At 66.1% G+C, this 25822-nt stretch carries 25 protein-coding genes and 1 pseudogene; 8 read left to right on the top strand and 18 right to left on the bottom strand.

Annotated elements, in window-relative coordinates; genetic code table 11:
* The first annotated feature begins 70 nt into the window (after positions 1–70).
* Positions 71–1501 carry an ROK family protein gene (locus NMQ03_RS00805; RefSeq protein WP_255173968.1) on the top strand — a complete coding sequence of 477 codons (1431 nt, stop codon included), beginning with the start codon at positions 71–73 and terminating at the stop codon, positions 1499–1501.
* Between the two features lie 25 nt (positions 1502–1526).
* On the opposite strand, the pseudogene NMQ03_RS00800 reads toward NMQ03_RS00805, so the two are convergent.
* Positions 1527–1691 (bottom strand): annotated as a pseudogene (locus NMQ03_RS00800) (hypothetical protein); the annotation flags it as partial.
* A 140-nt stretch (positions 1692–1831) separates the two neighbouring features.
* On the opposite strand from NMQ03_RS00800, the gene NMQ03_RS00795 reads away from it, so the two are divergent.
* Positions 1832–2836 carry a restriction endonuclease subunit R gene (locus NMQ03_RS00795; RefSeq protein ID WP_255173967.1) on the top strand — a complete coding sequence of 335 codons (1005 nt, stop codon included), beginning with the start codon at positions 1832–1834 and terminating at the stop codon, positions 2834–2836.
* A gap of 82 nt (positions 2837–2918) precedes the next feature.
* On the opposite strand, the gene NMQ03_RS00790 is transcribed toward NMQ03_RS00795, so the two are convergent.
* From NMQ03_RS00790 to NMQ03_RS00735, 12 genes are all read right to left on the bottom strand, one after another.
* Positions 2919–3923: a sugar phosphate isomerase/epimerase gene (locus NMQ03_RS00790; protein WP_255173966.1), complete on the bottom strand. Its 1005-nt coding sequence runs from the start codon at positions 3921–3923 to the stop codon at positions 2919–2921.
* Positions 3924–3935: 12 nt separating this feature from the next.
* Positions 3936–5123: a Gfo/Idh/MocA family protein gene (locus NMQ03_RS00785; protein ID WP_255173965.1), complete on the bottom strand. Its 1188-nt coding sequence runs from the start codon at positions 5121–5123 to the stop codon at positions 3936–3938.
* On the bottom strand, positions 5120–5518 hold the full coding sequence (locus tag NMQ03_RS00780) for a DUF6379 domain-containing protein (RefSeq protein WP_255173964.1): 399 nt from the start codon (positions 5516–5518) through the stop codon (positions 5120–5122). The genes NMQ03_RS00785 and NMQ03_RS00780 overlap by 4 nt, the downstream gene beginning before the upstream one ends.
* A 9-nt stretch (positions 5519–5527) precedes the next feature.
* Positions 5528–6592, bottom strand: coding sequence for a sugar phosphate isomerase/epimerase (locus tag NMQ03_RS00775; RefSeq protein ID WP_255173963.1), 1065 nt, complete (start codon positions 6590–6592; stop codon positions 5528–5530).
* Between the two features lie 19 nt (positions 6593–6611).
* Positions 6612–7715, bottom strand: a complete 1104-nt coding sequence (locus NMQ03_RS00770) for a sugar phosphate isomerase/epimerase (RefSeq protein ID WP_255173962.1) — start codon at positions 7713–7715, stop codon at positions 6612–6614.
* The gene (locus NMQ03_RS00765) at positions 7712–8107 is read right to left on the bottom strand and encodes a DUF6379 domain-containing protein (RefSeq protein WP_255175704.1); all 396 of its coding nucleotides are present in this window, start codon (positions 8105–8107) and stop codon (positions 7712–7714) included. The genes NMQ03_RS00770 and NMQ03_RS00765 overlap by 4 nt, the downstream gene beginning before the upstream one ends.
* A 61-nt stretch (positions 8108–8168) precedes the next feature.
* Positions 8169–9749, bottom strand: coding sequence for a GMC oxidoreductase (locus NMQ03_RS00760; protein ID WP_255173961.1), 1581 nt, complete (start codon positions 9747–9749; stop codon positions 8169–8171).
* Positions 9746–10522, bottom strand: a complete 777-nt coding sequence (locus NMQ03_RS00755; protein WP_255173960.1) for a TIM barrel protein — start codon at positions 10520–10522, stop codon at positions 9746–9748. Before NMQ03_RS00755 ends, NMQ03_RS00760 begins: the two co-directional genes overlap by 4 nt.
* 67 nt (positions 10523–10589) lie before the next feature.
* A complete protein-coding gene (locus tag NMQ03_RS00750; RefSeq protein ID WP_255173959.1) occupies positions 10590–10961 on the bottom strand; it encodes a nuclear transport factor 2 family protein in 372 nt (123 codons plus the stop codon).
* Between the two features lie 6 nt (positions 10962–10967).
* Positions 10968–11804 (bottom strand): carbohydrate ABC transporter permease, encoded by an 837-nt coding sequence (locus tag NMQ03_RS00745; protein WP_255173958.1) that lies wholly within the window; start codon positions 11802–11804, stop codon positions 10968–10970.
* 3 nt (positions 11805–11807) lie between these two features.
* Entirely contained in the window at positions 11808–12767 is a 960-nt protein-coding gene (locus NMQ03_RS00740; protein ID WP_255173957.1) for a carbohydrate ABC transporter permease, read from the bottom strand.
* Between the two features lie 59 nt (positions 12768–12826).
* Positions 12827–14110, bottom strand: coding sequence for an ABC transporter substrate-binding protein (locus NMQ03_RS00735; RefSeq protein ID WP_255173956.1), 1284 nt, complete (start codon positions 14108–14110; stop codon positions 12827–12829).
* 236 nt (positions 14111–14346) lie between these two features.
* Between NMQ03_RS00735 and NMQ03_RS00730 the strand changes: the two genes are divergently transcribed.
* Positions 14347–15291 (top strand): LysR family transcriptional regulator, encoded by a 945-nt coding sequence (locus tag NMQ03_RS00730; RefSeq protein WP_255173955.1) that lies wholly within the window; start codon positions 14347–14349, stop codon positions 15289–15291.
* Here the strand turns inward: NMQ03_RS00730 and NMQ03_RS00725 are convergent.
* The gene (locus NMQ03_RS00725; RefSeq protein WP_255173954.1) at positions 15288–16763 is read right to left on the bottom strand and encodes a DUF6379 domain-containing protein; all 1476 of its coding nucleotides are present in this window, start codon (positions 16761–16763) and stop codon (positions 15288–15290) included. The two genes, NMQ03_RS00730 and NMQ03_RS00725, sit on opposite strands and share 4 nt — an antisense overlap.
* A gap of 28 nt (positions 16764–16791) precedes the next feature.
* Entirely contained in the window at positions 16792–18084 is a 1293-nt protein-coding gene (locus NMQ03_RS00720; RefSeq protein WP_255173953.1) for a DUF6379 domain-containing protein, read from the bottom strand.
* Positions 18085–18235: 151 nt separating this feature from the next.
* On the opposite strand from NMQ03_RS00720, the gene NMQ03_RS00715 reads away from it, so the two are divergent.
* Positions 18236–19066, top strand: a complete 831-nt coding sequence (locus NMQ03_RS00715; RefSeq protein WP_255173952.1) for a ThuA domain-containing protein — start codon at positions 18236–18238, stop codon at positions 19064–19066.
* A 38-nt stretch (positions 19067–19104) separates the two neighbouring features.
* Here NMQ03_RS00715 and NMQ03_RS00710 read toward each other — a convergent pair whose 3' ends face one another.
* Both NMQ03_RS00710 and NMQ03_RS00705 read right to left on the bottom strand, forming a co-directional pair.
* Positions 19105–20046 carry a carbohydrate kinase gene (locus NMQ03_RS00710; protein ID WP_255173951.1) on the bottom strand — a complete coding sequence of 314 codons (942 nt, stop codon included), beginning with the start codon at positions 20044–20046 and terminating at the stop codon, positions 19105–19107.
* Positions 20047–20088: 42 nt separating this feature from the next.
* A complete protein-coding gene (locus NMQ03_RS00705; RefSeq protein ID WP_255173950.1) occupies positions 20089–20883 on the bottom strand; it encodes an alpha/beta hydrolase in 795 nt (264 codons plus the stop codon).
* Positions 20884–21057: 174 nt separating this feature from the next.
* Between NMQ03_RS00705 and NMQ03_RS00700 the strand changes: the two genes are divergently transcribed.
* The 4 genes from NMQ03_RS00700 (at position 21058) to NMQ03_RS00685 (ending at position 24026) form a co-directional block, all read left to right on the top strand.
* A complete protein-coding gene (locus NMQ03_RS00700; protein WP_255173949.1) occupies positions 21058–21714 on the top strand; it encodes a cyclodeaminase/cyclohydrolase family protein in 657 nt (218 codons plus the stop codon).
* Between the two features lie 123 nt (positions 21715–21837).
* On the top strand, positions 21838–22803 hold the full coding sequence (locus tag NMQ03_RS00695) for a hypothetical protein (RefSeq protein WP_255173948.1): 966 nt from the start codon (positions 21838–21840) through the stop codon (positions 22801–22803).
* An 88-nt stretch (positions 22804–22891) separates the two neighbouring features.
* On the top strand, positions 22892–23242 hold the full coding sequence (locus NMQ03_RS00690; protein ID WP_255173947.1) for a hypothetical protein: 351 nt from the start codon (positions 22892–22894) through the stop codon (positions 23240–23242).
* Between the two features lie 43 nt (positions 23243–23285).
* Entirely contained in the window at positions 23286–24026 is a 741-nt protein-coding gene (locus tag NMQ03_RS00685; protein WP_255173946.1) for an SDR family NAD(P)-dependent oxidoreductase, read from the top strand.
* Between the two features lie 5 nt (positions 24027–24031).
* On the opposite strand, the gene NMQ03_RS00680 is transcribed toward NMQ03_RS00685, so the two are convergent.
* Positions 24032–25600, bottom strand: coding sequence for a glycoside hydrolase family 32 protein (locus tag NMQ03_RS00680; RefSeq protein ID WP_255175703.1), 1569 nt, complete (start codon positions 25598–25600; stop codon positions 24032–24034).
* Positions 25601–25822: the final 222 nt, after the last annotated feature.

Below are 25822 nucleotides of genomic sequence, written 5' to 3'. Positions count from 1 at the left end.
TATGGTCAATTTGCACCATTCTTATGGCAATGCGTACTTTAGTCGGCCTCCATGTGTGAGAATTGGTGCCATGACGACAGACTCCACCCTCCGCTTTGGGGCACAGACGGATGAAGTGACCAGCCTGCTGCGCATCGTCAACCTTGTGCGGACGGGGGAAGCCACCACCCGGCCGGAAATCGGCAAGGTCACCGGCCTGGGAAGAGGCGTCGTCAGCCAGCGCGTGGACCAGGCCATCTCGATCGGGTTCCTTGGGGATGGCGACTTCGGCGCCTCATCCGGGGGCCGCGCCCCGCGGACCCTGCGCTTCCGCTCCGAGCAGGGTCGCATCATCATCTGCGCCCTTGGAGCGGCACACATCAGGGTGGGCATCACCGCCCTCGACGGCGACGTGATAGACCATGCCCACCGCACGTGGGACATCGCCCAGGGGCCGGTAAAAACCATCAATGCCGTCATGTCCCTCGTTGACGACGTCCTCAGGAAACATCCGGAAGTACCTGTATGGGGAGTGGTGGTGGGCCTCCCGGGCCCCGTCGACTTCGCCACCGGGCAACCCGTAGCGCCGCCCATCATGCCCGGCTGGAACGGCTTCGATGTCCGCACGCCGTTCGAGGAGCGCTTCAACGCCCCCGTCTGGGTGGATAACGACTCCAACCTGCTGGCCCTCGGCGAGCGCGCCCGCCGACGCGACTCCCTGACGGACCTCATCTACTGCAAGATCGGCTCCGGGGTGGGCGCGGGCCTCCTGTCGAAAGGCAGGATCCACCGTGGCGCCAACGGGGCAGCCGGGGATATCGGCCACGTCCGGGTATCCGACTCCGACGTGCCGTGCCGCTGCGGAAAAGTCGGCTGCCTGGAGGCGGTCGCCGGCGGCTGGGCGTTGGTGCGGGATGCCGAACAGGCCATCAAGGACGGCGTCGCCACATCCCTGGCAGGCCGGGCAAAGAAGGGTCCCCTCAACCTGGAGGACATTACCCTCGCGGCGCAGGCGGGCGACCCGCTGGCCATCGGGCTCATCCAGAAGTCAGCGCACGTTGCAGGCGAGACCATTTCCGCCCTGGTGAATATGTTCAATCCAGGCGTCATCGTCATCGGCGGCGCCATTGCCTCTGCGGGAGAGGTATTCCTTGCCGAGGTCCGCCAGCGCGTCTATGAACTGTCACTGCCCCTGGCCACACGGGACCTCACCATCACGCTGTCCGTGAACGATGAGCGGGAACCGCTGCGCGGCGGAGCGGAACTGGCCCGTGAGCAACTGTTCGACATCACCTTCCCCCGCTGGTTCGCCGACGGGCACCCCTCACCGGAACGTGAGGCAGTGCCGCCTAGCCCCGCAAGGGCGGCAGCAGGGGCTCCGGTCAGGCCACGTCGCGCGAGGCGCCAGGCAGCACCGCGTGGAGTGGGTCCAGCCGGGCTTCGACATGGAATGGCAGCACCAGCGGACGGCCGGGAGCGGCCTGCAGGTAGGGCACCAAAAGCTGGAAATCAACGGCAATGAGATGGCTGCCGCCGGCGAGCCCGTGCCCGCAATGCACCACCAGCCGGTCCTGGACAAACCACCATCCGGCTTCCTCCTGCAGCGCAGCCGGCGGCACGCGCCGCGCCCCCAAAACCACCGCCAGCCCTCCTGGCGGAACAGTGCCGCCGTCGACCTCCACCGCCAGGCCAATGATGCTCGAAAGCGGCATGGAGCGGATCCAGGGCAGGCCGAGCCGCAACTCAAAGCCGCCCGCAACAGCAGTAAGGGCGTCAGGGCGAAATGCTGTTTCCATCATGGCTTCAATCCTTTATCCTGAATCTGACATAAGTTTGCCAGTAGGATACATAAATGGGAAGGCTCCTTATGGCTGCCAAGATACCCAGCAGTTGGACCCTCTGCGCCAGTTCGTTCAATTGGACCCCCGAAATCATCGCTGCCCGGCGCACTGCCGCCGACATTGTCACGGGGATCGCTGCCAGTACGGCTGGCACGGTGGAACTTGAGCCCGGCCTCGTGTGGCGCTCGTTCCCTGATCCCGAGCACGCCGAGGTGGACGCGCTGCGGGATGCCCTGGCTGGGGAGGGCGGGCGTATCAGCATCGTGGGTGCGAGCCTGGACGACTTCATGTCGCCCACCCGGCGCCGCACGCTGCAGGAGCGGCTGGACTTCCTGGTGCCGCAGCTGGTGGCGGCCCGCCGGGTGGGTGCCGGCGGGGTTCGGCTTCCCCTCGGGCAGGCCGGCCCGCAGCTCCTGGCATTGGTGCAGCCGCTTCTTCACGACCTGGATCTGGTGCTGTATGAGGAGGTCCAGGGCCAGCAGGCTCCGGACAGCCCAGCAGTTGCTCCGGCCCTCGAGGCGATCGCGGCGCTCGGAGATAGGCGCATCCGTGTCCTGGTGGACATCAGCATGCTGATGCCGGCACTTCCTGTCAGCTACCTCGAGGAACTGGGGAAGGGCGGCGTCGGTCCGGACCTTCTGAAGCGCCTGGCCGAAGAGTGGCGGGATCCGGCCACCGCCGGGGCAATACACGCACTGCTCCGGGCAGGCGGGGTACCGCCGCGAATCCACACCCTCTTTATGAACCTGCTCATCCGCTTTGGCCGGAGCGAAGCCGGCGACCTTCAGGGGATCCTGCCACTGGCGGGTGCCTTCCACCTGAAATTCTGGGACCTGGACGACGACGGCGGGCGGGTTTCGCAGCCGTTGCGGGATCTCGGGGGCCTCCTCAGCCGGAACGGGTTCACGGGCACACTGACCAGCGAGTGGGGTGGCCACGAATGGCTGGGTGATGACCCCACTGACATGACGCGGCGGCACTTGGCGCTGGCGGAGAATGCGTTGGCGGGCGGGTAGTCCGGCCAACCAGAGCTGCCGGACTGTTAACCAGAATTGCCGGCCTGGGATGTCCCGGGCCGGCAATTCCTGCGTGTTGCTGCTACTTGGTGCTGAAGGCGGCATCGAAGGCGGCCGCCGAGGGCTCGTATCCGGAGAGCCGGCGGACAAACTCCAGCGCTTCGGGAGCGCCGTCAAGGCGGTCCATGCCGGCGTCCTCCCACTCCACGGACAGGGGTCCGCGGTAGCCGATGGAGTTGAGCATCCGGAAGGCGTCCTCCCAGGGCACGTCACCGTGGCCGGTGGAGATGAAGTCCCAGCCCCGGCGCGGATCCGCCCACGGCAGGTGGGACGAGAGGCGCCCGTTGCGGCCGTTGGTGAGGCGCTTCTTCGTGTCCTTGCAGTGCACGTGGTAGATGCGGTCCTTGAAGTCCCACAGGAAGCCGACGGGGTCGATGTCCTGCCACACCATGTGGCTGGGGTCCCAGTTCAGCCCGAAGGCTTCCCGGTGCCCGATGGCTTCAAGCGTGCGCTGGGTTGTCCAGTAGTCGTAGGCGATCTCAGAGGGGTGGACTTCATGGGCGAACCGGACACCCACCTCGTCGAAGACGTCAAGGATCGGGTTCCAGCGGTCCGCGAAGTCCTGGTAGCCGGCGTCGACCATCTTTTCCGTTGCAGGCGGGAACATCGCGACGTACTTCCAGATGGACGAGCCCGTGAAGCCCGTCACCGTCTTCACCCCAAGCCTGGCCGCAAGCCGGGCGGTGTTCTTCAGTTCCTCGGCCGCACGGCGGCGGACGCCCTCAGGGTCGCCGTCACCCCACACCGCATCCGGAAGGATGCCGCGGTGCCGTTCGTCGATCGGATCGTCGCAGACTGCCTGGCCCTTGAGGTGGTTGGAGATGGTCCAGGCTTTGAGTCCGTTGCGCTCCAGGATGTCCAGCCTGCCCTGCACATAGGCGTCGTCATCCCAGCGCCACGGGTCAAGGTGGTCGCCCCAGCAGGCGATCTCGAGTCCGTCGTAGCCCCATTCTCCGGCCAGCCGGGCCACCTCCTCGAACGGCAGGTCGGCCCACTGGCCGGTGAACAGGGTGATTGGTCGTGCCACGTACATCTCCTCCTATAGCGCCGCGGCGGTGACGCCGGCGGCGACCCGCGTCCAGGCGGAATCATTGTGGGAACTGCGCTCCACGGCCTCGAGCACCCGCTGGATCTGAAGCCCGTCGGCGAACGTCGGATGCGGGTCGATGCCGTCCGCAATGCCCTCCACGAGGTCCTTCACCTGGTGGGAGAACCCGTGCTCATACCCGAGCATGTGGCCGGCGGGCCACCAGCCCGAAAGATACGGGTGCCCGGCCTCGGTGACCAGGACCTTCCGGAAACCCTGCCGGTCAGCGGGTGCGGTGCGGTCGTAGAAGTCGAGGCTGTTGAGGTCTTCAAGGTCGAAGGCGAGCGCGCCCTTGTCCCCGGAGACCTCGATCTGGAGTGCGTTCTTCCGCCCGGTGGCGAACCGGGACGCTTCGAAGGACGCGAGCGCCCCGGTCTCGAACCGGCCGGTGAAGATGGCGATGTCGTCAACGGTCACTGTGCCGTACCCGGCGACGGCCGCGCCGGAAAGGCCGGAGCCGGAATCCAGCAGCGGGCGCTCCTTGACGATGGTGCCGACGGTGCCGGAGACCTTTTCCAGTGCCAGCCCGGTGACGAACTGGGCCAGGTCGATCGCATGCGCACCGATGTCGCCCAGGGCCCCTGACCCGGCATGTTCCTTCTGCAGCCGCCAGGCCAGTGGCATCTTCGGGTCGACCAGCCAGTCCTGGCGGTAGGAGGCACGCACCTGGTTGACCGCGCCCACGGCCCCTTCGGCGATGAGGTTCCGGAGGAGGGTCACGGCCGGAACGCGGCGGTAGGTGAAGCCCACCATCGCGCGGATCCCGCGGACCGCGGCACGCTCCGCAGCCTCTGCCATCGCTTCGGCCTCGGCCACCGTATTTGCCAGCGGCTTCTCGCACAGGACGTGCTTGCCGGCCTCCAGCGCGGCGATCGCTATTTCGGCGTGCGAGTCGCCGGGGGTGACAATGTCGACGACGTCGATGTCTTCCCGTGCGATCACGTCCCGCCAGTCGGTGGCGGACTCCGCCCACCCCCACTTCCTGGCGGCGGCAGCGACGGCGTCGGCGTTCCTGCCCACCACCACGGCCATCTCCGGCTCCACCGGCAGGTCGAAGACGCGGGGCGCGGTACGCCAGCCCTGGGAATGCGCCGCGCCCATGAAGCCGTAGCCGATCATGGCCACGCGCAGGCGTTTCATGCCAGCACTACCTTCCGGTCCACGGCCACCCGGTTCCCCACGTAATGCATGGGGGCGATCTGCATGTAGAGCAGGCGGAGCGTCAGGATAACCTCGACGTCGATCTCCTCGCCGGCCCCGGGGACGCGGTCCAGCGGAATGATGATCTCCGGCTTGTCCGCGACGAACCACAGCGTCTCCCATTGCTCCGGAAGCTCCGCGATGGAGTAGGAGGTCCCCTGCAGCTCGAACCGGAGGGATTCCTTGGGAATGGCTGTCCCGTTGACGGTCGCCGCGACGTCATCAACAGCGGACAGCCAGAGGCTGCGGTACCAGGGCAGCTGCACCGACACGGCGATGCCATCGGGGTGCCTGCGGACGTCGGTGTCCTGGAACAGGGAATTGTGTGTTGCCATGGGCTTTCCTTACTTGGAGGTCTGGACCAGGGTCGGGTGGGAGTCAATTTCGTCAGCGCCGGCGGAATCTTCGATGGCCTGGCGCATCAGGGCGTGCTGCTTCTTGACCAGGTCGATCGGATCGGATTCGCCGAGGTCGGCGAAAGCGTGTCCCTCCCATTCGCTGGACAGGAAGCCCTGGTAGCCGCCCTTGACGAACTGGCGCACAATCCGCGGGATGTCCATGGCGGGTTCATTGCCCTCGGCGTCGATGTCGTAGAACTTGGCGTGCACGTGGAACATCTGCGGCATGATGTCCAGCCATTCCTCCGGCGGAACCAGTCCGTGCATGTTGAACGCCAACCTGGTGAACGGGCCCAGCCGGGCGGGGTCAAAGTTGTTCTCCCGCAGGTAGTCCTCGAACTCCTGGTTGCGTTCCTGCATGGGCAGGGGCTTCCGCCAGATGTCCTGCATGACGGCGAAGTGTTCCTCCGGCAGGCCCATCTGTGTCAGCGTGCGGAACAGGGTGGGCGAGAGGCTGTGCATGGTGGAGCTGAAGTCCGCCGTGAAGCCCAGGCGGTCGCTGCCCAGTTCCTCGTACATCTCGCGGATCTGCAGGATCTTCGGATCGTTGGGGCCCTGTGGCGCATGGATCTCGTATCCGAGCTTCTGGTCGTACTGCTCGGCCAGCGGAAGGAGCCGGCGGAGGAGTTCCTTGCCGGCGGAACGGATGACGATTTTGTGGAAGCCCAACGTGTTCGCAGTCTTGAGCTGGCGCGCAAAGAAGTCGTATTCCTCGTCCGGGGTCATGTCCCGGTCCTTGCGGCGGCCCATATCCAGGTTGGTGCCCACGGCGCTGGGGGTGAGGCCGTAGCGGTCCATGCTGTCGCGCCACAGTTTCACGAAGTCGTTGTCCACGTCCGGGTAGGTGCGCAGCATCTGGGCGATGTTGAACTCCACGCCGGGGCCGAGGCCTTCGTCGGCCACAGCCTTGATCAAGGTCTCGGGCGTGTAGAGCCCGGCTGCGAATTCAGAGGTGAGTGAGTAGAGGGTGATGCCCAGCTCGATGCCCGAGCCGGCGATTCCTTCTGGCATGTCTTCTGTTCCTTTCCTGTCAGCCGCGGACGGGCTGGGCGAGGTGGCTGTTGAGGATGCGGCGGGCTTCGGCGGCGTCCGTAATCATGGCGGAGCCGGCGTCTTCGGCGGCGGACCGCTGGACGGCCTGCTCGCCGCGGATGATGTCGAACGGGTCCTCCCAGTTGTTCCAGTGCCAACCTTCGTATTCGCTGGAGATCGCACCGGAGTACCCGTTTTCCACCAGTTGGCGGACAAGGCCACGGACCGGTACCGAGGGCTCTTCGCCGTTCTCGTCAATCCCGAAGAACTTGCCGTGGACGTGGCGGACCCACGGCATGATTTCCAGCCAGGTGTCCAGTGGCGCCGGACCGAAGAGCCCGGTGCCGTTGATGCCGAAATCGATGCCGAGGTCCGGGCGGCCGTTCCGCGCTGCGAGGCCGATGAAAGCACCGAACCGTTCGCCGTGTACCTTTTGGGTGTTCGGCGGCCCTTCCGCGTAGAAGCCGTTCCACATCTCCACGACCTGCTGCAGCAGTTCCTCGGAGGCACCGCGGCGCCGGTAGGCCTCCAGGAGCGATGGGGCGAACCCGGTGACGGTGGCACCCCAGTCGGCGGTGAACCCGAGCAGCGGCGAGTTCAGCTTCTCGTACCGGTCCCGCAGGGCCAGGATGCGTTCGTGGGCGCCGTGCTGGTCCGCGTGGACCTCAAGGGCGAGGGTGACGCCGTACTGCTCCGCGACCGGGAGCAGGCTTTCCATGGCATCCGGCGTCAGGGAAATCTGGACCCGGGCGATCGGGAAGCCCAGGCGGGCGGCCACCTCGATCTGCGTGCGCATGTATTCGACCAGTTCGTCATGGTTCATGAGACGGTCGCGGCGCAGGCCGGTGTCAACGTTGACGGCGAGCGAGGTGGGCACCAGGTCCACCTCGGCCACGAGGTCCCGGAAGTGGCCCACGAAAGTGTCGTCGATGTGGTCCGGAAAGCCGCGGAGGCTCGAGAAGCCGATAACTTCCAGCCCCGGGCCGAAGCCCTCCGCAGCCACCTTGCGGATCAGGCCGTCGAGGTCGTACTGCCGGCCATGGAAGGCCCGGGTGAAGCTGTAGAGGGTGACGCCCTGGATGGGCGTGCCAAGGTTGGTCATCGCTGTGCCACCTTCATGGTCTTGGTGTCGTGCTCTTCGATATGCAGCACGCCGCGGTCGGTGATGATGTACGGGATGTAGAGCTTCAGGTCTACCCGCACTTCATGCTCGGCCTGGGGGTCATCGACGGGAAGCTCACCGGAAAGGACAGCCGAGTCCAGCGGGAACCACCACTCGCCGGTCTCGTCCACCAGCTCATCGAAGCTGAAGGTGCGGTTGTTCATGGTCCACCTCAATGAATCGGCGGGTGCAGCAACCCCGTCCACCGAGAGCGCGGCACCGGCGATGCACGAGCCGGGCAACGCGCGGTACCAGGGGATGCGGACCTCGACGGCGGTGCGGCCATCGGTGCTGGTGAGTGTTCCTTGCTCGATCATGCGGTCGGCGATCATCGAGACCTCCTTGTCTGCGGCATGCCTTGCCTGCTTACCGAAAGCGGCGTGAACCACTTTTTCATTGTTTAGTCATTCTATTGTCAGAATCTGACAGAAGTAAAGCGCTGGCCATTTCCGATGTCCCGTCCAGTTCCACAGCGATTCGCCGGGCCCCCCGTACAGCGAGCGCCACGGCCGTAAGGGTGGGGTTGCATGCTGTGGCGGTGGGAATGACGCCATTGCCGGCCACAAAAAGGCCGGGGACATCCCAGACCTCGCTGTCCGGGGAACACACGCTCGTGCCGTCGTTATACTCCCCCATGCGGGTCGTGCCCTGGTAGTGCAGCGAGGCGCCCGGCGGGAGGACGAAGGGCCGATCGTCAAGCGGCTCCCCCACTGCCTTTCCCAGCCGGAGGATCTCCCGCTTGGCCCGCTCCAGCACGTCCCGGTCCTTGTCCGTAAGGCGGTAGTGGATGCGCAGGGCGGGCATGCCGTAGCTGTCCAGGGTGCCGTCGTCGAACGCCACCCTGTCCTCCCGCTGGAGGTCCTTGGCGCAGAACAGGCCCAGTCCCACGATCGAGCCGGGAACCACGGGGTCGTCGTCAGCCAACGGGATGGGCGAGGCGTCCAGCTGCATGATCTGTCCGTGGAAGGGCATGTCGTCCGTGTAGGGCACCCAGGTGACGCCGCTCTGCTCACTGAGGGCGCCGGCCGCGCGGTGCTGCGCCTCGCCCGGGGCGACGTTGCGGAGCCTGCTGGCAAAGACCACCTGCGGCTGGTCGTTGAGGTACCGGCCCAGGGCATCGGGACGGATCCCGGAGGCCCACAGGAGCTGCGGGGTGCGGAGGGCATCGCCGCCGACCACCACGTACCGCGCGGCGATGCGGTGTGTTTCGCCGGTGCGGCGGTCCTCCACCTCGATGCCTGCGGCCCGGCCGCCGTCCACCAGCACGCGCCGGACCAGGGACTCGTCAAACAGGTCGAACCGCGGGTTCTCCCGTGTGGCATCCCCCATGACGACGTCGGATCCCGACCATACGAGCCGACCGTCGTCCCGCCGGTGCACGGCGAGCGGCATGGGCTGGACGCGGAATTCCGGCCTGCGTCCGTCATCAATGGCTGCGGAAAGGCGGTCATGGACCAGGCCGGAGAACGGCGCGCCCTCGAAGGCGGTGGTGGTGACACCCAGGAGGCGGTCGGCCTCCTGGAGCAGCTGTTCCAGGTCCTGAAGGAAACCGATGCGCTCCTTGCCTCCGGGCCGGGGGCACGCGGCCGTCCAGTGGGCGGCCATTCCGCCCACGTTGCTGGACATGGCAGCAACAGGCATACCGTCCTCGCCAGGGAAGGCGTAGCCGTCCTGCAGTAGATAGGTGCCCGGGCGGGCACGGCGTTCGCCGCTCTTGACGGCTCCCGGGGAACTCACGGTCTCGGCTCCAGCGCCAGGACCTTCCGATGCCCGCTGGGCGAGCGTGCGTCGCTCCTGGTCCTCAATGTTCTTGACGTGGGAGCCGGGCGGGCTGCTCACAGTGGGGCCCACCTCGAACATGGCAAGGGTGGCCTCCGGTGCCCGTTCGCTGAGGATGCGGGCATACGCGGATGCGGTGGGACCGCTGCCGACGATTGCCACATCAACGGCGGCGGGGTAGCGGCTGCCGCTCACCGCCCTGCCACCAATTCCTGGATCCGCCGGACGGACTTTGCGGACTCGATGGTGGGGTAGTACTCGAGCCCAACGGGACCGGCATAGCCGCTGGCCTGCAGATCGGCGAGCCGCGCGGCCCAGTCGATGGACCCGGAGCCCGGTTCCCCGCGGCCCGGCGCATCGGCAATCTGGACGTACTTGATCACGCCGCCGGCATTCGCGAGCTCGGCGGCGACGTCCTCGCCTTCCACCGTGGAGTGGTAGAGGTCGTACAGGACACCGAAGCTGGGCGAGTTGACGCCCTTGGCGATGTAGACAGCCTCCGATGTCCGGTCGAGCAGGGCTCCGGGGTGGTCTACCCGCACGTTGACCGGCTCCAGGACCAAGGTGATGCCGGAGCCTTCGATGTGGGCCACGCCCTTGGCAAAGATTTCAATCAGTTCGTCCAGCTGGTCCTGCCGTTTCCGGCCACCGAACCCGGTGCCGCTGCCCACGACGATCCGCGGGCAGCCCAGTTCCTGTGCCACTTTGACGCCGGCGTCGAGGCCCTCGTAGAAGGGTTCATGGTTCTTCGGCGGGATCATGAACTGCATACGGGGCTCGGCCAGCTGGGCGGTGAGCTGGACACCGGTTTCCTCAAGTGCCTCCTTGAGGGCCGGGATGTCCTTGCCGGTGGGGCCCCACATCTCGACGGCGTCGAAGCCGGCAGCGGCTGCAGCCCGGACGCGGTCGGCCGCGCTGTCGCCGGCTTCCGAGAACAAGAGGTCGATGTTGGGTGCGAGCTGGTACATGGGTGTCTCCTGAAGAAGTGGATTCTGCTGAAATTTGGGCCATGCATGGCGGGGCTATGGGAGGGCGCTAAAACATGGGATGGTCATGGACGGCACGGTCCGGGACGGGCTGAAGCACGTCCCAGTGCTCCGCGATCCGGCCGTCCTCGAAGCGGTAGAGATCCACCACTGCAGCATCGGGCCGGCCCGGCCCCGATGCACGGACATGGACCATGGCGAGGTCGCCGTCCACCAGGATCCGCTGGACGTCGAAACGGTTCTCCGGTGCGTCGTCGAACTTTGGCGTGAGGGCCGCGATGGCCGGCTCCGGCCCGTCCTCGATGGTGGGGTTGTGCTGGATGTATTGCTCGGCGACGAGGTAGTTGAACGCTTCGCGGACCCGTTTTTGGGTGTAGAAGAGTTCCACGAAGCGTTCGAACGCTGCGCGGTTGGCTGTCATGGGTGATCAGCCCTTCAGGCCGCCGGAGAAGCCCTGGATGAAGCGTTTCTGGGCGAAGAGGAACAGGACCAGGATGGGGATCATGGACACGATCACGATGGCGAAGATCGAGTTCCACTGGGACACCAGGGAACCGATGTAGTAGTACATCGCCACCGGCAGGGTCTGGTTGGCGGAGCCGCCCAGGAAGATCAGGGACGTGAAGAAGTCGTTCCACACAATCAGCCCGGCGAAAATGGTGACCGTACCCGTGGCCGGGGCCATCATGGGGAACACCACCTTGGAGAAGACCTGGGACCTGCTGGCGCCGTCGATTGTTGCTGCCTCCTCATAGTCCGTGCCCAGGCCGCGGAAGAAATTGGAGTAGAGGAAGATCGAGAGCGGCAGGAGCATGCCCGTGTACAGCACGATCAGGCCCCAGGCCGAGCCGGTAAGGCCCAGCGCGCGGGCGCCCATGTACAGCGGCACCGCCCCGAGCTGGCCCGGAAGGATGATGGCCACCAGGAACAGGTAGTAGGCGGCTTTGCTCCACCGCCTGGTGCTGCGGGAGATCACATAGCCGGTGACGGACCCGAGGGCCACCAGCCCCAGGATGCTGCCGGCGGTGATGATGGCACTGTTGGCCAGGCCCATCACCACGTTGGAGTTCCCCTTGGCGGACAGGACGGCAACGAAGTTGCTGAAATCCGGATGGACTGGCGGGACCAGGGCTGACGTGGTGAACAGTTCGTTGGCGGGCTTCAGGGCCGTAGTGACCAGGAAGTAGAACGGTGCGAGGAACAGCAGGGCGAGGGCCCAGAGGCCGATCTCGCGGAGCAGGGTGAGCTTGGTGTAGCGGAACATGGCTTAGTCCTCGGGGTTCGAACGCGTCAGCCGCTGCTGGATTACGGCGAAGAACAAGATAATGGCGGCCAGCACCAGGGCAAGGGCAGCGCCGCCGCCGAAGTTACCCAGCGCGAAGGCCTGCTTGTAGACCTGGGTGGCCAACGTTTCCGTGGCCCCTGCGGGTCCCCCGCCGGTGAGCGCCATGATGGGGTCGAAGACGCGCAGTCCCTGGACGATGCCAAGCGTGGTGGCAATGGCGACGGCGGGGCGGATCGCGGGAAGGGTGACGTTGCGGAAACGCTGCCACAGGTTGGCGCCGTCTATGGCTGCCGCTTCTTCCACTTCCACTGCAACGCCCGCCAGGCCGGCCATGAAGATGACCATGGCAAAGCCGGTGGATGACCAGACCAGGACCACCAGGACGGTCCAGATGGCCCATTGCGGATCCGCAAGCCAGGGCTTGGCCTGGTCCCCGGCGCCGATCGCCGTGAGGAATGCATTGAGCGGGCCGTCGAAGTCGAAGATGTACTTCCAGATGTAGGCCGTGGCCAGCGGGCTGAGCACTACCGGCATGAAGAACAGGGTGCGGAGGATGTAGCGCGTCTTGATCACCCGGTTCAGCCCCAGGGCAATGATCAGTCCGGCGATATTGCCCAGGAAGACCGAGCCGAAGGCCAGGAAAAGCGTGTTTGAGAGAGCCCCGACTTTGGTGGGGTCCTTGAAGATCGCTTCAAAGTTGGCCCAGCCCGTGATCTTGAACGCGCCGATGCCCGTCCAGTTGGTGAAGGCAAAAAATCCGCCGATGCCGGTTGCCACGTAGTGGATGGCAAACACCAGGGCTATCCCGGGCAGCGCCCACCACCAGTGTCCGAACTCCAGGCCGTGGCCCCGGGAGCGGGTGCTTTGGCCCGCCCCCGGGGTACGCCTGCCTCTCCGGGGTGCTTCAGCTGCTTCGCTTTTCGGTTGCATCGTCGCAGTCATGGTATTTCCTTGCTTGTCCCTTTGAGTTGTTGGACCGTCGGTGGTGAAGAACGCTTTGCCTAGCCCCAGGCTGCGTCCATGGCCTGCAGCACCTGGTCAGGGCTCTTCTGGCCCGTGATGATTCCCTGGACACCGGTGGCCAGCGCGTCGTACACGGCGGAGTTGGGCCACTGGATGTTGGGCAGGGGGCTGTAGTTTCCGTTCTTGATCAGCTCACCCACGTTCTTGTAGGCGCCGCCTTCGAAGTCGTACTTGTCCAGTCCGCTGACGGGGAGGGCGCCGTCGATCTCGGCAAATGCCTTGGTCTGCTCCGGCTCCGCGGCCCAGTCGAGGAAGGCCTTGGCAGCGTCCTTGTTCTTTGAGGCCGCGTTGACGGAGAAGGCGTAGTTGGCGCTGGCGTAGACATAATCCTTGCCGCCCTTGTCGGCGGGAAGCGCGCGGACGGCGAAATCGGTACCGGACGCGGCCGACGCCAGCTGCTTCCAGCTGGGAGCCGGGATGAAGCCGGCCACGGCGGTGCCGCCTGCAAGGCCCTTGGTGATGGCGTCAAAGCCGGCACCGGCAGCGCCCTTTTGGAAGCAGCCGGCGTCCTTGAGGGTGTTGACCGCTTCCAGTGCCGACTTCCACCCGTCCGAACCCGCGAACGTCACTTCCTTGGCGGCGCGTTTGTCATTCCACTTGGGGTCTTCGGCGTACACCCGGGTGGCTGCCAGGGACATGGCCATCAGGCCCGTGTTGGGAGGGGCCGAACCGGCGATGGCAAAGAGCGATTTGCCGGACGATTCAAGGGTCTTGCACTGGTCTTCCAGGGCTGCGAAGTCCGCGGGGAACTGTCCCGCGGCCTTGACCGCTGCCTCGTTGGAGACAAGGGCAGCAACGGTGATTTCCGTTGCCTGGCCGTAGACCTTGCCGTCCTTGCCGAAGGTGCTGTCGCTTCCAGCCGGCAGGAGTTTCCTGGCCGCGTCATCCAGCGGCTCAAGGAAGCCGGCCTCGGCCAGCGGCAGGATGCTGCGGCCCTGGCCTGAACCCGGGGTCGTGACCACTACGTCGGAGGCGTTGCCGGCCTGCAGCTGCGTCCGGAGGGTCTGGTCGTAGGAGTCGTTGGGCTGCGGGTTGAACGTGATCTTCACGTCCGGGTGCGCCTTCATGTAGTCCTCGCCCAGCTTCTGGAACGGGCTTTCGATGGTGTTGGAGGTGGCGAAGGAGAGCGAGAATTCCTTGCTGCCGGAGGAGCTGGCGCTTTCAGCGGAGGATGAGCAGCCGGTGAGGGCCAGGGCAGCCAGGGTGGGGACGGCAAGGGCGCCGGCAGCTTTGAGTGCCAGGGAGCGTCGGTGCTGTGTCATGTTCAGCCTTTCAGACTTCGTTGTCGAAGAACATCCGGGAGCGGTGATCCCGGTCACTCACCAGTATGGGTGAGATGTGTAGGAAAAGCACATAAGTCTTTGCTATGGCAGACATAAGTCTGGCCGGGGTCATGCAAAAGGTCCATGGTCCATTGGAGCTATTGATGGAACCTGCCGGTGATATCGAGGGCGCTGATAAACTTCCGTGACGTGCTTCACGATCGAAAGACTGCTCCGTGACCAACTACGCTTCGCTCGCGCGGCTTGACCTGAACCTGCTGATCTCATTGGACGCGCTCATCACCGAACGGAGCGTTACCAGGGCGGCGGAGCGCCTCCATTTGAGCCAGCCGGCACTGAGCGCTTCCCTTGCACGGCTGCGGTCCCATTTTGGCGATCCCATCCTGGCCCGCCGCGGCAACGCCTATGAGCTGACACCTTTCGCGCTGCGCCTGGCCGAACACACCACAGCCGCCCTTGAGGCTGCCCGCCGTGTCTTTGAAAGCCAGGCATCATGGGAACCGGCAGACTCCGAACGCGAGTTTTCCATCTATGGTTCCGATTACGGCTTCAGTACCATCGGCCGCGTTGTTTCCGAACTCGCGGCCCAGCGCGCCCCGGGAGTCCGGTTCCGGTTCATGCTGCACAATCCGCTGGTGGTGGAGGATGCCGCCAACCGTCTTCGTTCGGTGGACGGCATGGTCATCCCGCACGGCTTCCTTAACGGGTTGCCGTACCAGGACCTGTGGCGCGATGACTGGGTGGCCATCGTTTCCTCCTCCAACGGCGCTGTCGGCGAAAAGATCACCATGGAGAACATCGCAGAGCTGCCGTGGGTGATGACATACCAGTCCCGGTCAGCATTTACGTCCGCCCAGCGCCAGATCCAGCAGCTGGGGATTGAACCGCGGGTGGAGGTCACGGTTGAGAGTTTCCTCGCCCTCCCCCATTTCGTGCTGGGCACGCACCGGATCGGCCTGATCCAGGCAGCGCTGGCACCGGTTGCCCTGCAGCTGGACGGCGTGCGTGTCCTGCCGCTGCCCTTCGATGCCACTCCGCTGGTCAATGCCCTGTGGTGGCATCCCGCGCATGACCGGGACTCCGAACATGAGTGGATGCGCGCCCTCTTCAAGGAGGCGGCGGACATTGTCGCCGCCTCCGCTCCAGGGGAACCCCGCTAGGCAGTGGCCGGCACGGACCGTATGCTCTTGCGGATGAGGTCATGCTGCCTGCGGACCAGCACCAGCGGGTCCACTTCGCCCAGTTCAGCGAACGCGTGGCCTTCCCACTCGCTGGACCAGTAGCCGCGGTAGCCGCCCTCCACGAAGACGCGAACCAGCTCCGGGTAGTCGATGGCGGGCTCGTCGCCATGCTCGTCGATGTCATAGAACTTTGCGTGGACGTGCAGGATCTGGGGCATGATGTCCGCCCACTCCGCGGGGCTGACGTGGCCGTGCATATTGAAGGCCAGGTGCGCAAAGGAACCCAGCCGGGCAGGGTCGAAGTCCCGGCCCTTGAGGTAGCCGATGAATTCCTCCTGCCGGGCCCGCATAGGCGCATCGGTGGCCCAGATTGCCTGGAGGGTGTCGACGGAGTCGTCGTCCAGGCCCGCCCGGCGCACGGCACGGAGGAGCGTGGGCGACATGCTGTGCATGGTGGACGAAAAGTCAGCCACGAACCCCAGCAACGGCGAATCGAGTTCTGCGTAGACGTCCCGAACCTTCATGATTTCCGGCGAGTTGGGTCCCATCGGCGCGTGGATTTCGTAGGCCATCTTGAGTTCCAGCTTCTCGGCCAGCGGCAGGAGGCGGCGGAGAAGGCCCGGCTTGGCGCTCTGGATGCGGACCAGGGGGAATCCCAGCTTCTTCGCACCATGGAACAGGGTCTCCGTGAACTCATACTCCTCGTCCGGCGTCATGTCCCGGTCACGGCGCCTGCCCATGTCCAGGTTTGCGCCGAACGAACTGGCGGAGAAGCCGTGCTTGTCGAACGCAGTCTGCCAGGCCCGGGCGAAGTCATCCGTTACGCGGGGGTAGGTGGGCAGCACTTGGGAGGCCACAATCTCGATGCCCGGGCCGATGCCAAGATCGGCAACCCGGTTCAGCAGCCCGTCGAAGTCGTACCAGCCGGCGCGGAACTCGGCGCTTGCCGAATACAGCGTGAGCCCAAGGGCAAAGGGGTCTTCCCCGGTTGCCGGCGGAGGGGGTGTCGCCGTCGTGAGTAGGGGTGCGGGCGCAGGTCCATCGGTGACGGCCAGTTCAAGTGCCTGGTTCACGAAGTTGGGGACATACATGCCCGGGGCCCCGTCCTGCCCCGGGGCAATCTGCATGTACGGCAGGCGGAGCTCGCCGATGAGCTGGACGGTGTGGTGGTCCCCGGGAGCAGCGGGCCGGTCACGGCGGACAATGAGCAGCGGGTGTTCCTGCAGGTACCAGAGGGTTTCACTCTGCGCCGGAAGGTCGGGCAGCGCGTAACGGGTGCCGCCGACCTCCAGGGACAGATCCCCTTGGGGGACGTCCTGGCCGTCGATGGTGAGCCGGAGGCTGGTGACCGAGGAGAGCCAGAGGCTCCGGTACCACGGCAGGGTGAGGGAAAGGGCAAGTCCGTCCGGGTGGGCGCGGAGGCTGGATTCGTCAAGAAGTCCGTTGGGCATGATGTTCTCTTTACTGGGATGGTGATGGTCAGTCGAGTTCGGAGGTGATGCGGCGGATCAGGGCATGCTGGCGGCGCACCTGCTCGATTGCCCGCCAAGGAGTGCGTTCGCCTTCGTATTCGCTGGAGAGGTAGCCGGTATAGCCGGAGTCCTTCAGTGCCTGGAGCACGCGACGCCAGGGAATCTGCTGGTCTTCCAGCCGGTCGTTAATGTCGTGGAATTTCGCCTGGATGAACACCACATATTGGGCAATGTCCTTGAAGTCCGCGGGGTTTACGCCGATGCCGTCAAGGAACGCCGGACGGCTTTCCCGGGTCTCACCTTCACGCAGCGGTATGGGCCGGTCCTGGAAAATTCCGGTGTCGATGAGCAGGCCGAAGTTCTTGGTTCCCGTCCGCTCAATGAGCCCAATGTAGTCATCCACCACCGGGTGCTTGATGGGCGTGGGAGAGTGAATCTCGGGGCAGATGACCACTCCCAGCTCGTGGGCCAGGTCAAGGGAGCGTTCCACCGATTCAGTCCAGATGGGGTCCGGCACGAGGTCGCTGGAGACCACGCCGATTTTTGGCCGGACAAAGCTGAAGCCCAGCCGGTGGGCGAGTTTCAGGTCCCTCTGCAGGGCCTGCGCGCCTTCGGCGGCCGTCATCGATCGGCCCGGGTGGAGCCTGGTATCAATCCAGGAACCGTAGTTGGTGGGCTCCAGGGAGTACTTTTCCAGCAGGTTGAACCATGTGTCGATCCAGGCCGGCGAGGGCTCAGGATAGCCGGGAACGTGCCCCTCGCCGAGGATCTCTACCCCCGTTGCGCCCACATCGGCCACGTGGGCCAGGGCACTTTCCAGGTCCAGGACTGTGCCGTAATCGCCCATGTAGCTATAGAGGGAAACTCCATAGCGGAACGTCCCGTCGCCGCCTTCGGGCGCCAGCGTGACCTTGCGGCTGACCCGGTGGATGGTGGGCTGGTGCTCCACAGGTATGTAGGACATCCGTAACCGCAGCTCGATGCTCAGTTCATGGACACCTTGCGGAAGGCCGCCGTCGAACGGAACCGTTATCACCGCCGCTTCCTCAAGCGGCCAGCGGACCCCTTCGCTGCCCCACAGCTCCGGCAGGGAAAAGGTCCGTCCGCCAAAGGTCCACAACGGAATGTCCGGACCCACGTCCACCAGGTTGCCGACGCGCACAGCGACGCCATCGACCAGGGAAGCCGCCATGCCCCGGTAGGAGGGCATCCGGACGCGGAACTGGAAGCCGGTTACCCGCCCTCCTTCCGTGACGTTGCGGAAGCCTGCGGACTGGATGAGGTCTCTTTCGAGAAGCATCGTTGCTCACTCTCTGTAGGGGCATGCCGATCGTAGCAACCATTATGTCTTTTTCAAACTAAAGTATGTAGGCTTTCGCCAAAACTGTCGAGGAGCGAGGGAGCGGGCAGCAGTGGCCGAAAAGTTGAAGGCACTTATCCTGTCGGGGCACATGACCCGGGAGCATGACAACGAATTCCGCAGCTTCCGGGCGCACAACCAATGGCTTACCGCTGTCCTGGAGGACACGGGCAGGTTCCACGTGCGCGTCGTGGAGGATCCGCGCGGACTGGGAGCCGGCGTCATCGATAAGTACGACGTGGTCCTGGTGGTGTTCGAGGGGCGGGACGGGTACCACGAAAAGGCGGTGGGCTTCGGTGCCGAAACCGATGCCGCGCTGCTGAAGTTTGTCCATGAGGACGGGAAGGGCATCGTATGGTTTCACGGCTCGGCCGTCCAGGAGGACGACTGGGGCTACCCCGAGGAGTACAACGTCATGCGGGGCGCGAAACTCAGTGTGCCCACCGGGCTGCGGCCGCGGCCCTGGGGTGAGGCCCGGCTGCAAACCGCCGGGCCCCGCCATCCCATCACCGAGGGCGTCAGCGGGACATGGACCGTCACCGGTGACGACATCCTGACCGGCGTGCAGCTGTACGACGGCGCGGAAATGCTGCTGTCAGTATTCGATGACCTGGAGTCCTACGAGAATGCGCCCATGTGGCCCATGCCGCATTACCCGGTGGATATCCCCGAGGGAGGCCTCGCCAACCTTCCCGGGATCAATACGCAGCAGCCACTCGCCTGGATCAACGACTATGGCAGCGGCCGCAGCTTCACGATTACCATCGGCCACGACATCGACACGTTCCGGCGCATCGAGTTCATCCGGATGTTCCCGCGCGGTGTGGAGTGGGCCGCCACCGGAAAAGTCACCCTCGACGGGCCGGACCGCCGCGGCGAGCGCCGCTTCCTGCCCTGGCCCTACTACAACCACGAGGGGTAGTGACCGGCCCCATCGCCCCGCCGGCTCGGGGTGCTCCCTCAGGCTTCCGTTTCAGCCCCGTGGAGTTCCTCCCGGGTCGGCGGGTTGGCACCGGGGCGGGACACGGTGACAGCAGCGGCGCGGGCGGCATGTTCCAGGAGTTCGGAGAGTCCTTCGACGGGAAGGTCGCGCAGGTCCTGCCGGTTCTGGGCGCCGTCCAGCTCCCGGTCCACCAGGCCGGACAGCAGCGCCGCCATGAAGGAATCCCCCGCCCCCACGGTGTCCGCCACCTCCACCCTGGGCGCAGGAATGGCGGCTTCACCAGCACGGCACACGCCCCATGGCCCGTCCGCACCGCGGGTGACCACCACCATCGCCGGACCTTCCTCGCCGCCGAGCGCCAGCCACTTGCGGGCCGAATCCAGCACATCCTGTTCCGGATAAAGCCAGGCCAGGTCTTCATCCGAGGCCTTGACCACGTCGGACAACGTCACGAACTTTTCCGCCTGCCGCCGCGCAAAGTCCACGTCCGTGATGATGCTGGGCCGGCAGTTGGGATCGAAGCTGATGGTGGCGGACGGATGGGCGTATTCGACGGCGGCCAGCACTTCGGTTGCACCGGGCGCCAGCATGGTGGCAATGGAACCGGTGTGCAGCAGGGTGGTTCCCTGCAGCATGAAGCCAAGCCGGTCTGCCAGGTGCGGCAGCTCCCAGGCGAGGTCGAAGGTGTAGGTGGCGGCGCCGTCGTCGTCAATCAGTGCGGTGGCCACGCTGGTGGGCAGCTCGTCCGGGGGCATCGGCAGCATGACGGAGCTGGCGCGCAGGTGCGCAGCCACGGAGTCCCCATACGCGTCGCGGCCGTAACGGCCAATAAACTGCACCGGGTGGTCCAGCCGGGCCAGGCCCACGGCGACATTCAGCGGACTGCCACCCACGTGGGCCTCGATCCCGGAAGCGCGCTGGACAACGTCAACAAGGCCTTCGCCGATCACTGTGAGCATGGTCATACTCTGCCAGAAAGAGGCCTGCGTCAGCAGTTCGTGTCAGCCGAGCAGCTCTTCAACCAGTTCCCGGCACGTCACATAGGCCTCCGCGGCGGGATCGATGAGCGCGAAGTGGTCCCCCGGCACCGTAATCAGCCGCGCAGGAACGGGTCCGGAACGGCTGGCGTCCACATACGTCGTGGACATGCCCAGGGGAACATCCTCATCTTCCGTCGTGTGGACGGCGTAGACCGGAACGCCCAGCGGCAGCGCGGCCATCGGGTCGGCCACGCGGTGTCGCCCGGGGAAGTCCGACGACGGTCCGCCCAACAGGTTGCCCACGGCGCCGTTGCTGAGGCCCAGCCTTTCGGCTTCGGCCAGGTTGAGCACGCCGGACTGGCTGACCACCCCGGTGAGGCGGACGGCGTCGTTCGTGTTCTCCATCTGGCGGGCCTCCGCCGCCCCAAGCCCGTCCAGTCGATCCCTGCCCGCAGCCCACACCGCCAAGTGGCCGCCGGCAGAATGTCCCAGCGCCACTACTTTGCCCAAGTCCAGCGAGTGCGGCCCTGCGAGCGCGGCAAGCTTGTCGATGCCCGCAAGGATGTCCTGGAAGGTGCCCGGCCAGCCCCCGCCGTTGCCCGCGCGGCGGTACTCCAGGTTCCAGGCGGCCATCCCGTGCTCCGCCAGGTCCTTCGCCAGCGGCTCCCCCAGTTCGGCGCCGTAGGTGGAGCGCCAGTAGCCGCCGTGGATCACCACCACCACACCCCGATGCTTGCTGCCCACAGGGAGATCCGGGAGGAAAAGCTCACCCCACTGGCTGGGGTCCTGGCCGTACTGGTAACTATGCCGCTGCACCTTGCCGAGACTACAGGCGCCCGTCGCGGGACGGCGTCAGACTGGCCCACTTTTGCCCCTGGCATGGGCTGCGGGACCTTGGACTTCCCAGGGTCCCGCAGCCATAACTGGGCCAGCGCGGGCATTGCGGCTGTTTCCGTTTAGCCGGTGGCCCTTGTGGGCACGGTTCCTGGCATGGAAGAGGCTGAAGTAACCACCCAGGATTCGACTGTTGAGGAGTGGACACGCGCTCTGGCGGAGTCCACGGGTTCGCCGGGCGGGGGCGCGGGGACCGGTCTGATGCTGGCGGTGGCGGCGTCGCTGACGTCGATGGTCGCCGGCTACAGCGGCAACGGGGAGGACGACGGCGGGGAGCCGGCCGGGATACGGACACGCGCCAGGGCGCTGCGCCGGGAAGCCCTGCAGCTGGCAGATGACGACGCGTCCGCTTCCAAAGCCTTCGGTGCCGCCTTCCGGCGCGAGCCGGGCCCGGAACGGGACGAAGCCATCCGCCGGGCATCCGTGGAGGCTGCGGCCGCATCCGCTGTCCTGGGCGAACGGGCCATCGAAGCCATTGACGACCTCACCTGGCTGGCCACCGACGGCAACCGGTCACTGGTCGCGGACGTCGTGGTCGCGTTCGGCGCCCTCCGCGCGGCAGTGACCGGCGCCCGCACCAATGTCAGTTTCGACCTCGGATCCCTCCGCTCCACCGGGGCCACCTTGGAGCAGGTCCGTCAGCAGCAGCCGGACCTGTGGGCCGCCGTCCAGAAACTCAGCGAAGCCATGGACCGCATTGACACCCTGACCGCAGACATTGACCACCGTGCCGCCCCAACCGACGCCGCCTGAGCAGGGCAAACATGTGACCGCCTGGTTTTGATTGCGTTCCCGAAGGTGGTTGGACTCTGCTGCACGGCTGTGCTTATGGTGGGCAGCATTGTTTGCAGGTAACTCTGGGGGGAGGCGTACTAGGTGAAGTCAAGACTGGCTGCCTGGACGTTCCTGCGCCCCCTCTTGCTCGCGGTGGCGGCAGCCGCATCGTGGATCGCTTTGTCCGCCGCGGGTGCATCCGCTGATACCTCCGCTCCCGGCGACCCGCTTCCGGGTGCCGGACCGTCCACGCTGGCATCGGCCACCGCCACCCTCACTCACCAGGCCGGAGTCGTCCTGGAACCAGTGGAATCCGGACCGGCAAGCGCCCCAGACGCCCCGTCACCTGTAGCGTTGCCTCCCCTCCGCCCGGCCGTGGAGGACGTCACCGCCGTGGCCGACGACGTTGTGCAGGCTGTTCCGGTGGTCAGCACCGTGGTACCGGCAGGAGCCGTGTCCGCAGTGGTTGATCCCGCCATTGGCACTGTGGACGGCGTTGACGGCGAAACGGTGGGAGCCGTTGTTCCCGTGGCAGGCGCGGTCCTGGAGCCGCTTGCTCCGGTCCTCGAACCGGTCATCAGCGCCGTTCCTTTGCCGGCACCCATTGCACCCCCGCCCACGACCACGGCACCCCTCCCTGCGGGTGTCGACAATCCGCAGGCCGGTGCCGCGCCTGCCGGGCTGGCCGGACTGGAAGTTGGGGCAGCCGGGTTGGAAGTTGGGATCCCCGGCACAGCGCCGGCCTCCGCCCCGCCCCTCCACGAGATCCCGCTGTCCCATGGGAAGTTTCACAGCAATAGCCTGCCGTGCGGCCCGGGGATGAAGCCGTCCGCCGGGAGGCCCCTCCTGACGGGGGCGGATCCGCAGAGCCCGCCGTCCCGCGGGCCGGATGATCTGCTGCCCGGCGTCCCAGGTGCCACCGGCGGAAGCAATTTGTCCCGCAATGGCAGCGCCATGCCCGCTTGGCTGGACGGCCAAAACCTGCACATGCCGGCGACCAACCGCCGTCCAAGGCAGCCTGCCCCCTGCCCCGGCCCCCGTGTCCTTCTACCCCGGATCCTTTCCTGACTGATTGAGGCCCCTCTGCGCCCCAACGCGGAATGAGCCAGTCCCGGGCTAAGCAGTAGGCCCGATCCAACTTTCAGGAGAACCCCAAATGATGCACCGCACTATCCGTGGATGCCTGCTCAGCGCCGTGATCGCAGGCGGCCTTCTAGCCTCCAACGGCGCAGCCGCCCATGCCGCCGGCACCACGCCGGCCACGATTTCCGCCACCCACGCCGCCACCTCCTTCCTGGGCGGCACGGTTTCTTCCGTGGTCCAGCCCTCCGGCCGCACCACCCACACCGCAGCAGCCACCGGCGCCGCCGTACCGGCAGTGGCCAGCGATTCCGAGTCCAAGCCTCCGGCCGACACCGGCGTCAACACTGGACTGCTGGTGGCGGGCCTGCTGTTTCTGGTCTTCGGAGGACTGCTGGCACTGATCCTGGGCCGGAAGCGCGGCTGATCCGGGTAGCGTAAGGAAAACCCAGGCAGAGGAAGGGCCCAGCATGGCACGCGTCTTCATCACCGGATCCACCGACGGACTTGGCCACGCGGCCGCGGACACGCTGTTGCGGGACGGCCACGAGGTCATCGTGCACGCACGGTCCCCGGAACGGATCCCCGCAGTCCAGCACCTGCTGGACCGCGGGGCGCAGAGCGTTGTCGGGGACCTGGCCATGCTGGCGGACGTCCGGAAGATCGCGGAGAACGTCAACGGAATCGGCGGCATCGACGCCGTCATCCACAATGCCGGCGTCCTCAGCGGCGCGGCGCTGCTGCCGGTGAACGTGGTGGCCCCGTACCTCCTGACAGCACTCATTCCCGGCCCCCGCCGGCTCATCTACTTGAGCAGCGGCATGCACCGGGGCGGCGACACCGGCCTGGACGGCCTGGACTGGGCAGGACGCACGACGACGGCTTCCTACTCCACCACCAAGCTGCACGTCACTGCGCTGTCGGCAGCAGTGGCCCGGCTGGTGCCGAACGTCGCCAGCAACGCGGTGGATCCCGGCTGGGTGCCCACCCGGATGGGCGGGCGGTCGGCCCCGGACAGCCTGGAACTGGGCCACCGCACCCAGGAATGGCTGGCCACCAGTAATGACCCGGCCGCCCTGGCCAGCGGGGGCTACTGGTACCACCAGCACCTCCAGGCCCCGCACCCGGCCGCCAATGATCCGCGGTTCCAGGACGCCCTGCTGTCCCGGCTCGCGGAGCACACCGGCGTCACGCTGGAGGGCCTGGGCTGAGGTAATCAGGCGACCGTGGCCGCGAATTCGCGGATGGTGATCCCGGAAAAGGTTGCCGGACCGCCGTCGGTGTACAACGATATGCCGGTGTCGCCGTCGGCAAAATACACCTGCTGGGAGAGCACCGTGTGGCCGGCGTTCACGAATACTTCCACGCTTTGGGTGTCCACGAAGACGCGAAGGTGGACCGACCGCGCAGCGGCATCTATGGGTGCCGCTGCGCGCGTGTAGGGCACCAGCGGGCACTCTGCCCGGTCCGACGGTGCACGATCGACATACACCTCGGCCCCGTACTTGCCAATGTTCGTATGGCGGCTGCCGTCCGCAGAGCGGCCAACCGATACCCCCACGTTTGCCGCCGTGTCCCAGGAGATGTCCAGCTCCAACTCGTAGGCGCTGCCATGCCACGGCAGGACGGTGCTGCCATCCACTGTCCGGTCAGGAAGCACTGTGGCGGAGGTGGCGTAGCCGGTGAGCGCGGCAACCGGGCTGCTCAGCAGGGTGTACCAGCCTCCGCCCTGGCGCTCCAGCCGCAGCTCCCGGACGATGGAGTTCTGCCCGTTGTAGCCGTCTGTCGCATCCGTGGGGACATCCCGGCCCGCGTACTTCCAGTCGTTCATCCACGCCACGGCATACCGCCGTGCGTCCGGTGCTTCCACGACCGGCCACGTCACCGCCGCGTACCAGTCCCAGCCCCAGTCCAGCCACTGCGGGTTGGCCACGTCATCGGCAAGGAACTGCTGCCCGTCCCACGTTCCCGTCCAGTAGGCGTACGTCATGGGCAGTCCGATGCTGTAGGCATCCATGCTGGCGCCAAGCACCCAGTGCCGGGTGCCGTCGCCGGCGGTCATCTCGAAAAGGTCCGGGCATTCGATGCCGCCCAGCACGTGGTTGGGGTAGTCGAAGTTCCGTTTCAACTGCCAGTCGCGGAGATTCGGCGAGGTGTAAAAGGCCGCGTACCTGGCCCTGCCGATGACGCATACCCACTCCCCGCGGGCTTTGTCCCAATGGATCTTCGGGTCACGGAACCATTCCGCATTATCGATCTCCGCCTGCGTGGTGGCGGTCCGGCCGTCGGCATTGGGGACCACGGGAGCAGGCAGGGCAGTGAAGGTGTAGCCGCCGTCGGTTGACCAATACAAATACTGCTCCTGGTACTTGCGGATTCCATCGGTGGGCTGTGTCGCCAGGACAACCAGGGCGCCCGCCCCGAAGCCGGCCGTATTGTCGCTGTCCACGACGGCCGAGCCGGACCAGACGGGAAAGTCCGGCTGCAGCGGCAATGCTGCGCCATGGTGTGCGTAGGCGACGCCGTCCGCGGTGGTGGCGTGGTCCCAGCCGCCGGGACCGTTGTTCTGCGCGGAATGCAGGTAGTAGAGGTGGTAGGTGCCGTCGAGGAAAACGGGCCTTTGCGGATCGCACAGCCAGCCCGACGGCGGGGTCATGTGGAAATGCGCACGCAGGGACCGCTGCGCCTTGGCAGGGGTCCCGCGCCGGGTACTGTTACCGAGCAGGGCGAGGGCCCCGGCTCCGGTCCCCTGCAGGACATGGCGGCGGGAGATGGCGTAGGTCATCATTGACTTCCTCTCGTGGGGCGGCGCTTTGCCGGAGAGCGCTCAAGGGGGACCGAACCGTAGTGAGCCCATGGATCCACGTTGATTAAGCGCTTAAGCAAGAGAGGCTAGCGACAGGGAACCCAAGCGGTCAAGGGTCTGGGCCGAAGGAGCGCCCGTCACATTTCCCGCCTGAGCCACCGTGGAGAGTATTTTTGCTAAAACGCTTGATCAGCCACCAAA

It is taken from the genome of Arthrobacter sp. DNA4, from assembly GCF_024362385.1.
In the GTDB taxonomy this organism is placed as follows: Bacteria; Actinomycetota; Actinomycetes; order Actinomycetales; family Micrococcaceae; genus Arthrobacter.
Note: the sequence above shows the minus strand (reverse complement) of the source record. Positions and strands in the feature narration are given on the sequence as shown.

Coding starts and splice junctions, on each gene's coding strand:
- NMQ03_RS00805 (WP_255173968.1), top strand. CDS start 71: ATGACGACAGACTCCACCCTCCGCTTTGGGGCACAGACGGATGAAGTG.
- NMQ03_RS00795 (WP_255173967.1), top strand. CDS start 1,832: ATGGGAAGGCTCCTTATGGCTGCCAAGATACCCAGCAGTTGGACCCTC.
- NMQ03_RS00785 (WP_255173965.1), bottom strand. CDS start 5,123: ATGAAACGCCTGCGCGTGGCCATGATCGGCTACGGCTTCATGGGCGCG.
- NMQ03_RS00780 (WP_255173964.1), bottom strand. CDS start 5,518: ATGGCAACACACAATTCCCTGTTCCAGGACACCGACGTCCGCAGGCAC.
- NMQ03_RS00775 (WP_255173963.1), bottom strand. CDS start 6,592: ATGCCAGAAGGAATCGCCGGCTCGGGCATCGAGCTGGGCATCACCCTC.
- NMQ03_RS00770 (WP_255173962.1), bottom strand. CDS start 7,715: ATGACCAACCTTGGCACGCCCATCCAGGGCGTCACCCTCTACAGCTTC.
- NMQ03_RS00765 (WP_255175704.1), bottom strand. CDS start 8,107: ATGATCGCCGACCGCATGATCGAGCAAGGAACACTCACCAGCACCGAT.
- NMQ03_RS00755 (WP_255173960.1), bottom strand. CDS start 10,522: ATGTACCAGCTCGCACCCAACATCGACCTCTTGTTCTCGGAAGCCGGC.
- NMQ03_RS00750 (WP_255173959.1), bottom strand. CDS start 10,961: ATGACAGCCAACCGCGCAGCGTTCGAACGCTTCGTGGAACTCTTCTAC.
- NMQ03_RS00745 (WP_255173958.1), bottom strand. CDS start 11,804: ATGTTCCGCTACACCAAGCTCACCCTGCTCCGCGAGATCGGCCTCTGG.
- NMQ03_RS00740 (WP_255173957.1), bottom strand. CDS start 12,767: ATGACTGCGACGATGCAACCGAAAAGCGAAGCAGCTGAAGCACCCCGG.
- NMQ03_RS00735 (WP_255173956.1), bottom strand. CDS start 14,110: ATGACACAGCACCGACGCTCCCTGGCACTCAAAGCTGCCGGCGCCCTT.
- NMQ03_RS00725 (WP_255173954.1), bottom strand. CDS start 16,763: ATGCCCAACGGACTTCTTGACGAATCCAGCCTCCGCGCCCACCCGGAC.
- NMQ03_RS00720 (WP_255173953.1), bottom strand. CDS start 18,084: ATGCTTCTCGAAAGAGACCTCATCCAGTCCGCAGGCTTCCGCAACGTC.
- NMQ03_RS00715 (WP_255173952.1), top strand. CDS start 18,236: ATGACCCGGGAGCATGACAACGAATTCCGCAGCTTCCGGGCGCACAAC.
- NMQ03_RS00710 (WP_255173951.1), bottom strand. CDS start 20,046: ATGCTCACAGTGATCGGCGAAGGCCTTGTTGACGTTGTCCAGCGCGCT.
- NMQ03_RS00700 (WP_255173949.1), top strand. CDS start 21,058: ATGGAAGAGGCTGAAGTAACCACCCAGGATTCGACTGTTGAGGAGTGG.
- NMQ03_RS00690 (WP_255173947.1), top strand. CDS start 22,892: ATGATGCACCGCACTATCCGTGGATGCCTGCTCAGCGCCGTGATCGCA.
- NMQ03_RS00685 (WP_255173946.1), top strand. CDS start 23,286: ATGGCACGCGTCTTCATCACCGGATCCACCGACGGACTTGGCCACGCG.
- NMQ03_RS00680 (WP_255175703.1), bottom strand. CDS start 25,600: ATGACCTACGCCATCTCCCGCCGCCATGTCCTGCAGGGGACCGGAGCC.